Below are 11,066 nucleotides of genomic sequence, written 5' to 3' on the forward strand. Positions count from 1 at the left end.
GAGGGCGACCCCGCGCGGGGCTACGAGGCTTAGATCACCGCCAGATGGTTGTCGAACGCGTAGTCCGTCCGCACCACCTCGGCGGCAGCGTTCATCACCACACCGAAGCCCGAACTGGCCACCCAGCCTTGCACATCAGCCGCCACACCGCAGACATCGGCCTGCCGCCGCAACCCTGCAAACGCCAGATTTCGACGATCCCAAATGCCCAGAACCCCGCCCTTGGGGCTCGTCGCGATCACCTGCAGACCGCTCGCATCCAAAGCCACGCTGCCGACATAACCGTTAAACGCCGCCCACGTCGTCGCATCCGCCGCCATGGGCTGGAGCGACTGAGCAGGTGTCGCGTAGCCGAGCAGACTCGCCCGCGCGGCCGGACCGTCATCATGCTGAAACCCGGCGAAGACAGCCTCGCCATCTGCCGCCAGGTGGCGAATGCTCAGTCCGGGGTCCGCCAGAACATCCGCCCGGCGGAGCTGACCACTGCTTGCGTCCAACCAGGCCAGATTCGGTGGTCGCAGCGGATCCAGCTGCTTGGGTTTGGAGCGGTTCGGAAACTCGATGTAACCGCCATGGGCAATTACCAGCAGCCCACCGCACCAAAGGCATTGGTGCGGGTCCAGCCCGCCCGAAGCAAATCGGCGCGTGAGCGTGCCGGACCGGACATCGTAAAAGGCGATTTCTCCGTGCGTCGTTTCTCCGAACACGGTTTCCGTCACCAGCAGGCTGCGACCGTCCGCCGAAAACACACCATGGCCGTTCATCTGCCGCCCAGGCCCTGCCTGTAGCGTTCGCAGCAGACGGCCATCTGTGCTGTCCAGCAACCAGATGGTCTGGCCCGGTCGACGCGGAAAGGCAGCCAGCAACTGACCGTCTGGAGACGGCACCACCGAATGACCGCGATGCGGCAACCCGAACTCCCAGATGAGGCGACCATCGGCAGCCAGCGCCACAACCGCGTATTGGCCGGTGGGCTTGCGCACTGCACTCACCCAACGCGGCGCTTGGTGACGGCTTCGCTGCCACAGCATGCCGCCCGTTGTGACCACACCCAGTGCGGCCATGGCGGCCAGTAGCCGACGGCGCGTCGGCTGCTGAGGCGCCGAGCCGGGTCTAGTCGCCATCGCCCGAGTTGAAGCCAACACCGCTGCGCACGGCACCCGCGTGTGCGGCCACCTCTGCCATCTCATGGCGAACCTGCTGTCGATCCACCTCCGGCTGGTTTAACAGCGCCAATGCCGTGGCCGGATGCACCACCAGATCTTTGGCGTGATAGCAATCCGCGCCCGGCGCCGGCTCGGGCAGCGCGGCATCCTGGTGGTAGTCGCGCTCGATGGTGTCCGGATCCAGCGCAGACCACTGCTCGCGAATCTTCAGCGCCGCCGTCAGATGCGCGTCGCAGCCAGGATAGACCTCGACATACTCAGGGATAATCTGCGCAGACAAATCCAGCAAGGCCTGCGCCTGATGCGCCAGATCCGCGTTGTCCGCACCCTCATCCAGCGCCGCAACAAACGCCTGCGCCTGCTCGGCATACGCACCCAGCTGCTCACTGGCCTGCTCCGACAACCCGATCGTGCCCAGCGACACCGACTCTGCGGCCGGCTCGCTATCCTGCCCGCAGGCCGCCAGGGCCAGTACACCTGCCAATACCCATCCGGTTCGATACACGCTTCGCTCCTGCATTGTGTGGCTGCTCCTGTCCAGAACAGACAGTCCCTGAATGACGCGGTGTATCGTCCTTGTTCTCAATTGAGAATGCAACGCAATTGCGGAATAGGCGCTATGACCCGGTGCTCCTATGTGCACGTAAGCAACGCCCGCCTGATTGGGGCGGTAGGCGGCCACCGTAGGCCAACCAGACCGTTCGCTCAGGCAGCCACTTGGTTGACGGCCTGCAAACAGCTGATCAGTGCGTCCACTTCGGCATCGGCAAAAACTCCTTCAACGCCGTCGTGGTGCAAACCACTAAACGGCGGCTCGTAGAGCTGACCAGGGTCCATCAGCCCGTTTCTGGTCAGATGCTCGATGATCATCTGTACAAAGCGAATCTGTGTACTGCTGTACCTGGACTCATCCAAGTACTCCGAAAACGCCTGCATCGCAGCGCTACGATCAAGCCCAACCATGGACCGGATCAATGCGGCTAGCGAGCGATCTTCGCCAAATGCTTCAACAAACTGGTCGCGCCCGCCGACCACATCGGACTCGTAGACGAAGCGCTCCAACTCATTCAGGTCCTGCGGCGTCAATGCAATGTTCCGTTTCAACCGCTCGATCGCAATGTGCTGCTCATGGTCTCGGATAAACGCTTCCACCTTGCGGCGGTATCGAGCGAGGTTGATGCCTGTCGTCGCATCCAACAACTCGACTTCAGTGGCCTCCCCGATTTCATCCTGCAAAGCGGTGTAGACGGGGTGGATTGCTTGCCGGTCGATGAACTGGATTAGACCGCGCAGCTTGCGGCGAACAGTTTCAATCATCGGCAGCGAGACATCCTTCCAGAATGCATCGGTCTGAACGTCCTGAATCAGTGACAGCTCAGCATTGACCGCCGGTATCGTGTCCTTGGTCTCCAAGGCCTCTGCAAATCCGATGATCCGATCCCGGTACTGTGGGTACTCTGAGGTTTCGTTTACCAGCGCCAGTTGTAGATGCAGACAGGTCAGATCGAAGAGCTTGGCTGTCATGTCGTCGGGAGGCAGTTCACTTGGCAACCCGGCCACATGGTCTCGCAGATCAACGAAATTCTCGTCTCCGATGTGCTCCCACGCAGACCGCTCCCGATAGCGCAACACGAATTCACCCGCAGGGCGAACGATGAAGTTCTGCAGGTTCATCGCCGCGACCTCTCGCTGCAGATCATCCGCCAACTGCGCCCGCAGAGTACGAAGCCCGCCGTAGTCGCCAGGCTCGTCTCGAACTACAACCGCGTCATCTGATGCCCGCGCCGGCAAAGCGGTCAGCAGCTCCAGGCGGCGCTTAAACAAGCGCTTGCCGAGCGGCTCTGCGGCAGATGCTGCCGCGCCCTCGGGGTGCTCATTGAAATATTCGAAGTTTCCGCAGAAATCGAAGATCAGGAACGCCTCCTTGTCCTGCCCTGGGCCAAACAAGTCCGAGCACAACCGAGTTCCCCGCCCGATCATCTGCAGAAACTTCACCTTTGACCGCACCGCCTTGAAGAAGACCAGATTGACGACCTCGGGTACGTCGATGCCGGTGTCCAGCATGTCCACGCTGATCGCGATCTGCGGCAGCTTGGCGGCATCGCTGAAGTCGTCGATCAGGCTTTGCGCGTAGCTGACGGAGTGCGTGATCACGCGCGCGAATGCGCCGTTGTACTGCGGGTAGTTGCGATCGAACCGCTCCGCAATGAAGTTTGCGTGCCGCTGGTTCACGGCGAAGATGATGGTCTTGCCGATGGTGTCACCGCCGTCCACGCGCAGGCCGTGCTCCATCAGGTGCTGCAGCATCAAGTCAACGGTGTGCTCGTTGTAGAGCTTCTTGTTGATGTCGGCGGCGTGGACGGCATCGGGCACGTCATCGTCGTCACGGTCGCCCCAGTCCAGCGATTCCCAGTGCTCCTTTTCCTGGTCTGACAACTCGTCGTACCGAATCCCCTCCCGGACGAACTTGATGGGCACCGACTGCGCACGGGGCGGCACCAGATACCCATCATCCACGGCCTCATCCAGGCTGTAGGCATCCGTCGGCACCCCGGTTTCCAGGCCGAACAGCCGGTAAGTGTCGAAGTCGACCTCGTCCCGCGGGGTTGCGGTCAGTCCCACCAGCAGGCTGTCGAAGTAGCGGAAGATGGCCCCGTACTTCTGGTAGACGCTGCGGTGGGCCTCGTCGATGATGATCACGTCGAAGTGCCCGACACCGTAGGCGCGCCGCTCACCGTCGAGCTGGTCGATCAACCCCATCATGGTCGGGTAGGTGGACAGGTAGACGCGGCCCTGCCCGGCCTTGTCCGTCACCAGATTGACCGGGCTGGAATCCGGCAAATGGGTCTTGAACGCATTGGTGGCCTGTTTGACCAACGCCACGCGGTCGGCCAGAAACAACACCCGCTTGGCGAGGTTGGCCCGCATCAGCACATCGACCAAGGCGATGGCCGTGCGCGTCTTGCCCGTTCCGGTGGCCATGGTCAGCAATCCGGCCCGCTTGCCGCTGTCGAAGCTCTCGCTCATGGAACGGATTGCGCGGTGCTGATAGGGACGCTCGACGATGTCGCTGTTGATGGCCAGCGATCGCAGCGGTTGCACGATGTCGCGCCGCGTGATGGCCAGGGCCAGCTCGTCGCGGGTGTAGAAACCCTGCACCTGACGCGGCGGCGCACGCCGGTCGTCCCACAGCCAAGTCTGATGCCCGTTGGTGTAGAAGATCAGCGGCCGCTGGCCCTTCATCGCTTGGAGGCAATCGGCGTACAGCTTGGCCTGTTGCTGCCCGACTTCAGGATCTTTCATCGTGCGTTTGGCTTCGACGACAGCCAGAGGCTTGCCGTCGGTTCCCCATAGCACGTAATCGGCAAAGCCCTCGCCCTGGCTGTTCGGCATACCCTCCAGCGGCACCTCCTCGCCCGCCGTCTGCCCGACGACCCAACCGGCTTCGCGTAGCAGCACGTCAATGAGCAACCGACGCGTGTCGGCCTCGTTGTAGTCGTGCTCGTCCGGCACGGCGATGTTGGCGGCCTTGGCCTCGGCCAGCGCCGCGCGCGCCGCGGCCAACTCCGCGTTGAGCTCAGCCAGTTGTGCTTCGCGTTCCTCCAGCGTGGCGGCCGATTCGGCAATGGCCGCTTCCCGCTGCTCGATGGCCTCATGCTGCTCGCGAATCTGGGCCTGGAACCGTTCTTCGGCAGCTTGCAACTCGGCCTTGCTCAGAGCCCGTGCCTGTTCAGCCGCCTCGTCGGCGGACACCAGCTTGGGCACACGGCTATCGTCGAACCGCGCATCAATGGCCTTCGGATCGCTGGCGCGTGTATAAGTCCGCGCCAGCCAGAACATGACGTGAAACAGCTCACGCACCAGCTTGAGTGCGTCACCCGGATGCACAAAGCGATTCGAATGCACGGCCTGATTGCCGAACTTCTGGATCAGCCGCATCTTCTGGTGAATGCGATCTGGCACCAGCCGCTCGAACTGCTGATGGGTTAGCAGCGCGTTGAGCTGGTTGTCGTACGGCATCCGCAGGTCACGGTCGTGCTCGTAGAGCCAGTGCACGGCCTGCTCCAGTGCATGGCGGATGCGCATGCAGCACGCCCGGGCGTCGGAATGCACCAGCGCCTCCGCCGCAATCGCGTGGGCGTGTAGTGGCTTGAACTCGGCGGCCAGGAACTGGAAGTTTGACGCTGAGTTCATTGCGGTTTGCTACAGCAATGCCAGCCAGTCAGCGTATCGATCCGCGGTACGCGGCAGGCCCGACTTGCGCAGGTGCGACACATACTCCTCCGGGGAATACGGCGGGTTGGCCAAACGCGAGCGAACGCGCTTGGCCGATTCACAGGTGCGCGGTGCATCCAGATCAAACTGATACGTGACGAAGTCGTCGGGATGAATCGCCTCCAGACCGAGCGCATCCATGACCTCGCGCGGGAAATCCTTCAGGTTGAACGTGATAATTGCATCAGCCCGGCAATGAAGCGCAGCGGCCACCACGTGGCGGTCATCCGCGTCCGGCAGCTCGATGGTTGGAATCAGATACTGATAACCGTCGACCAGCGCGTCCTGGGAGTAGGCGTCCATGTGTCGGCGCGTGTTGGCAAGACGCTCCGCTGTCAGATCCGGGCGGTTGTCGAGCACGCTCCGAATCCATTCGTCATGGATTTCGTCCGACCAGTGCGACTTGTACAAGCCGGCGACCGCAAGTTCCATCAACAGATCACGAACCGCGGCCGGATAGAGCACACATGCGTCGAACACGACCCGGAAGCGGTTCATGCAAGCCTCAGTACCCCAGGCCCAGGCGTTGTGCCTCCGCGGTGAGTTCAGCCAACGCCTCCCGGCGTTTGGTCAACTGCGTCTCGCGATAGCGCAGGACGTCCTCGGCGCGCACGCGCCGATGGCTACCCACCTTGATGTAAGCAATGTCGCCCGACTCCAGCAATTTGATCAGATACGGGCGGGATACGTTCAGCAGGTCGGCTGCCTGTGAGGTGGTCAGCTCCGCGTGTACGGGCACCAGCGTGACTGCATTGCCTTCAGCCATTTCGGCGAAGATGCGGTTGAGCATGCGCACGACATACACCGGCAGTTCGAGCGCTTCATCACCGCCGTTGGCTTGCAACCGCACGTGGCACTGATCGGTCTCGACCATCTCGGCAAGCCGGCGTTGCAGTTGTTTCGCTTGCTCTTGCTCTTCTTGGGAGGGAAGAGACAGATTGCCGTCATCGTCTGCCATGTCTGACCTCCAAATTCAGCTACGCCGGCCCTCAAGTATAGCTGCTAAACGAAATAAACGAAACACGCTAGGCCGCTTGTCCACTGCCAGTCGCCTCAGCCTGGCTGCGCCGAGCAACTGCCTGAATGGAGTCCGCGACCCGCTGCGTGAATGCCGATTCGTCACGGCAGGTCATCACCAGGTGCTCCATGGCGCGGGTCATGGCCACGTACAGCAACCGCGCCTCATCGGATTCTGACTCGCCCTTCTTCGGCATCTGGCACAGGTCCGGGATGATCACGAGCCCGAACTCCAGCCCCTTGCTGGAGTGCATGCTCACCAGCTTGACCGTCTGCCCGTCGGCGTACAGGCCGGTCTTGCCGGATCGGCTGGCCGTGGATGTGACCGGCACACCGGCGCCCTTCAGCGCGCGCTCCAGCGCACTGGCTTGCTTGCCGGAGCGGTAGATCACCGCAATATCGTCGTAGTCCCGCCCCTGCCCATTGGCGTCGACAATCCGCTGGACCACGCAATCCATCTGCTGCCAGTGTCCCTCGCAGCGGATCAATTCCGGGAAGGGCCCGCTGCGGCCCGCCGTCTCCGGCGCAATCGTCGGCACCCCGTCGTCATCACCGGTGGTCTCGGACAGCAATTCGCTGGCGAACAGCTTGGCCACCGACAACACCTCGGCGGTGTTGCGGTAGTTCACCTTCAGGATCGTCGTGCGCCCCCGCGCCTGAATGCCCACGCTGGCAAAGCTGAAGTCCAGCTCGCGCTTCTTGCGGTGGTAGATCGACTGGGCATCGTCGTAGAGCACGAGCAGTGAGTCGGTATCGGGGTCGATCATCTGCACGACCAGCCGGAACCAATCCGGCTCGAAGTCGTGGCCCTCGTCGATCAGCACGGCGCTGTACTGGGCGCGGGGAATCTGTCCGCGCTCGACACCTGCCATGGTGGTCTCGACCAGCGCCGCCACGTACTGGCCCGCATTGCCCTTGTTGGCGGGTTTGGGCACATGAAACGCCCGGAGCATATCGCCGCACCAGCCGTGGAAGTGCCGCACGACGACTTGCTCGCTCAGGCCGCGCTCGCCCATCACCTGCTGCAAGCGCGCGGCCAGCGCCTTGTTGTAGCAGAGCACCAGCACCGGCTTGCTGGACAGCTGCGACAGATACGCCGCCCGGTAGCCCAGGATCATGGTCTTGCCCGAACCCGCCGCGCCATGAATCACGCGGTGGCCCGCCCCCAGCGAGCGCGCCAGTTGCTCCTGCTGCAAGTCCATGACCTTGACCAAATCGGGTACGGACTCGGGCGTGGTCTCCAGCGGCAAACCGAACTGCCCCAGTTGCGGGTTGACCCGCACCTCGGGAAACAAATGCCAGCGCACCCGGTCGATCTGCGGCAAGGTGAGCTGGCACGGGAACACATGGTGGAACATGCCCCATAGCCGTTCCTGAAACGCCTCGTCGTCCACCGACTCGGTCATCTCGTCCTTGCAGATCACACGCACCGGCTGCAGCACCTCGCCCAGGTCGGTGGACTCGAACTGCTGCCGCGTGATGTTTGATAACACCACACCCCAGGCAAACGGCATGATCAGCTTGCCCTGATACGCCGAGCCGCCTTCACGCACCAGCCGCGGGTCCTGCTCCAGCACCTTGGCCGTCTCCAGCGCATACACGCTGGCCTGGAGCATCGGGTTCTTCACCTTCTTGATGCCGCCGTGGACGACAATCCGCGCCTCGCTCTTGTCGATGGTCGCGATGGTGTCCAGCTTCCAGTCCTTGACCTCCAGCACCAGCCAGCCACGCAGCGGATGCAGCACGATAAAGTCCGGCCGCAAGGCCTTGGGGCCGACCGGCACGTCGTACCAGCACAGGTAATCGTCCTCCAGCTTCTTCTCCAGCCGCTCGGCCAAGCGCCTCTCGCCGGAGGTCATCCGGTGCAGGCAGCTGGTGCGGGCGGGGAAGAACTGCGCCATGTCAGGTCACGCGGCTTGGCTCAGTTGGCCGGAGAAGGCGCGTTGCTGGAGGGAGGCGAGCAATTCATCTTGCTTGCTACCGGAATACGCTAGTTCCATTCGACGATGTCGGATAACACCACACAGCTGCTCAAACCGTCGTTGCATGGGCAATGGCGGGAGCGGCAAAACAAGATCCCTGATGTTCTTCAGACTTATGTTCGCTCGAGCCGCATCAACCTTCCCGCCAAGCAACCTATTCTGACCGCTCGGGGTCAGAAGCATTGCCATAACGAAGTCGACCGAAATTCGCGTCCGGTCCAAAGTCACAGTCGCTACAGCCTGATTTATGTTTGCCGGCAATAAGTCGTCTTCCATGATGGAGAGACGACCGATTGACGCTCCCACAAGATTAATTAGCAAATCGCTACTCTTAAGGCGCGACCGGCAAATTTTATCGTCAAAATCGCTGGGAATGAATTTGTCTTTTCTAATCATCCTTCCCCGACCGACGTTCTCGCTGGTGATGAAGCGCACACCATCGTCGCAGTATTCGAAACCCTGCCATTTTGGACTTTCGCCTTTGGTTATACGTTCCGCCAAGGAACCTACTGGCACCTCCGCCCACCCCTTCGGATTCGTCACCGGATCGCCAAACATGTCCAGAAACACGGACTGCAGGAGTTGATCGAGCTTGGCGATGGCTTCGCGGCGCTTGGCGCGCAGCGCGTCGGCCTTGTCCAGAATCGCCGCGATGCGACGTTGTTCGGGGAGTGGGGGGAGTGGGATTTCTAGTTCGTTAAGGTGTTCGTTGCGCAAATTGTTGATGTTTGCACCGGCCGCGAGACTGGAAACCTTCTGCCTGTATTTCTTGGTCTGGAATTATTGAGCAAAGTAGCCCGCGTCTACAGCATCGCTCGGCCTTAATACTTTGCAGAATGCACCAAAGCCGCCGTCGAAATCGGCCAACGACCGGGCAGCTTTTCCGACAACATCAAGGCTGCCGCTAGATGCAGCGATCACGACGTCGTTCTTACGAACTTTTTGCTTTCCGGAAACTTTGCCTTCTGGAATGTAGACGAGGCCATCCGAAGTAAGCCCAAATTCCGTTATGTTATTGGCTCGGAGAACAGGCAGATATTGTTCGCGCGGGGTCGTGACGGCATCAGCTTTCGAGTAAGTCACGCCACGAATTTGTTCGCAGATATCACCGACTCTCACTATAGGCACAGCAGTCAAGACAACATCCCCTCCAACTCCTCCATCCCCTGCATGATCTCGGCTTCCAACGCCTTCAACTCGGCCAGAATCTGCTGCGGCGGGTCGTACTGCACTTCCTCGTAGACGACTTCCTTGTAGCGGTTGATCGACAAGTCGTAGTCGTTATCGGCGATCTCGGCCTTGGGCACGACGAAGCTCTGCTCGGTGCGGGCGCGGTCGGCCTCGGCGTCGCGGTGCTGCCAGCGCTGCAAGATGTCCGGCAGGTTGTTGGTGGCGTGCTGGGTCTGATCCAGCGCCGTGCGCTTGTCGTCCAGCGAGTAACCATCGGCCTGCATGTCGTAGAACCAGACGCCGTCGGTGCCGCCGGAGTCGGTCCGGGTGAACAGCAGGATGGCGGTGGACACCCCGGCGTAGGGCTTGAACACGCCGGAGGGCATGGAGACGATGCCGTCCAGCTTGTGGTCCTCGACCAGAGCCTTGCGCAGGGTTTTGTGGGCCTTGGATGAGCCGAACAACACGCCGTCCGGCACGATGACGGCGGCGCGGCCACCGGGTTGCAGCAGGCGCAGGAACAGCGCGAGGAACAGCAGCTCGGTCTTCTTGGTCTTGACGACCTTCTGCAAGTCCTTGGCCGTGCTCTCGTAATCCAGCGACCCGGCGAACGGCGGGTTGGCGAGGATCAGGCTGAACTGCCCTTCCACGCTGGCGTGGCCTTCGCTGAGCGAATCACGATTCTCGATGGCCGGGTTCTCCACGCCATGCAGCAGCATGTTCATGGAGCCGACGCGCAGCATGGTGCTGTCGAAGTCGAAGCCGTGGAAGGTGTCGCGGTTGAAGCGCGCCGTGGACTGTTTGCTGGCGTAGATCTCGGCCTGGTGGTGGTCGTACAGGTACTCGCTGGCGGCCACCAGGAAGCCGGCCGTGCCGCAGGCCGGGTCGCAGATGGTGTCCGCCGGCTTGGGCGCCATCATCTCGACCATGAGCTTGATGATGTGCCGCGGCGTGCGGAACTGGCCGTTCTGGCCGGCGCTGGCGATCTTGCCCAGCATGTATTCGTAGAGATCGCCCTTGGTGTCGCGATCGTCCATGGGGATGGCGTCCAGCATGTCCACCACCTTGGCCAGCAGCGCCGGCGTCGGGATGGTGAAGCGGGCATCCTTCATGTGCGCGGAGTACGTGGAATCCGCCTCCCCGCCGCCCAGTCGCTTGATAAAGGGGAACACCTCATCGGCAATGGTGTTGTAGAGCGTTTGCGGGTCTCCCAATTCGCGAAAGCGGGACCAGCGCAGCCGCTGCTCACCTGGCCCGAAGATCGGGCGCTCGATGGGCCGACCGAGCCGGGTGGCCTTTTTCTCTCGCAGGGTGTGCAGTTCGTCCAATCGCTTGATGAACAACAGATAGGTCATCTGCTCAATGACCTCCAGCGGGTTGCTGATACCGCCGCTCCAGAAGGCATCCCAGATGCGGTCAACCTGATGCTTGATATCGCCTGTGATCATGTGTGAAC

General features: G+C 61.8%; 8 protein-coding genes and 1 pseudogene. All 9 read right to left on the reverse strand.

Features of this window, described 5'->3' with window-relative positions; genetic code table 11:
- Positions 1-29 precede the first annotated feature (29 nt).
- Positions 30-1,124, reverse strand: coding sequence for a DUF1513 domain-containing protein (locus DEH80_RS01060; protein WP_165831218.1), 1,095 nt, complete (start codon positions 1,122-1,124; stop codon positions 30-32).
- Positions 1,114-1,671 (reverse strand): hypothetical protein, encoded by a 558-nt coding sequence (locus tag DEH80_RS01065; RefSeq protein ID WP_165831219.1) that lies wholly within the window; start codon positions 1,669-1,671, stop codon positions 1,114-1,116. Before DEH80_RS01065 ends, DEH80_RS01060 begins: the two co-directional genes overlap by 11 nt.
- Before the next feature lie 200 nt (positions 1,672-1,871).
- Complete coding sequence (locus DEH80_RS01070; protein ID WP_109718615.1) at positions 1,872-5,360, reverse strand: DEAD/DEAH box helicase family protein; 3,489 nt, start codon at positions 5,358-5,360, stop codon at positions 1,872-1,874.
- A 9-nt stretch (positions 5,361-5,369) separates the two neighbouring features.
- Positions 5,370-5,939, reverse strand: coding sequence for a PIN domain-containing protein (locus tag DEH80_RS01075; RefSeq protein WP_109718616.1), 570 nt, complete (start codon positions 5,937-5,939; stop codon positions 5,370-5,372).
- Positions 5,940-5,946: 7 nt separating this feature from the next.
- Positions 5,947-6,399, reverse strand: a complete 453-nt coding sequence (locus DEH80_RS01080; RefSeq protein WP_109718617.1) for a helix-turn-helix domain-containing protein — start codon at positions 6,397-6,399, stop codon at positions 5,947-5,949.
- A gap of 67 nt (positions 6,400-6,466) precedes the next feature.
- On the reverse strand, positions 6,467-8,359 hold the full coding sequence (locus DEH80_RS01085) for a DEAD/DEAH box helicase (RefSeq protein ID WP_109718618.1): 1,893 nt from the start codon (positions 8,357-8,359) through the stop codon (positions 6,467-6,469).
- Between the two features lie 6 nt (positions 8,360-8,365).
- Positions 8,366-9,184, reverse strand: a pseudogene (locus DEH80_RS01090) (restriction endonuclease subunit S); the annotation flags it as partial.
- 36 nt (positions 9,185-9,220) lie between these two features.
- Positions 9,221-9,577 carry a restriction endonuclease subunit S gene (locus tag DEH80_RS17135; RefSeq protein ID WP_133249071.1) on the reverse strand — a complete coding sequence of 119 codons (357 nt, stop codon included), beginning with the start codon at positions 9,575-9,577 and terminating at the stop codon, positions 9,221-9,223.
- Positions 9,574-11,058: a type I restriction-modification system subunit M gene (locus DEH80_RS01095; RefSeq protein WP_109718620.1), complete on the reverse strand. Its 1,485-nt coding sequence runs from the start codon at positions 11,056-11,058 to the stop codon at positions 9,574-9,576. The genes DEH80_RS17135 and DEH80_RS01095 overlap by 4 nt, the downstream gene beginning before the upstream one ends.
- Positions 11,059-11,066 lie beyond the last annotated feature (8 nt).

Origin of the sequence: Abyssibacter profundi (assembly GCF_003151135.1) — a bacterium.
In the GTDB taxonomy this organism is placed as follows: Bacteria; Pseudomonadota; Gammaproteobacteria; order Nevskiales; family OUC007; genus Abyssibacter; species Abyssibacter profundi.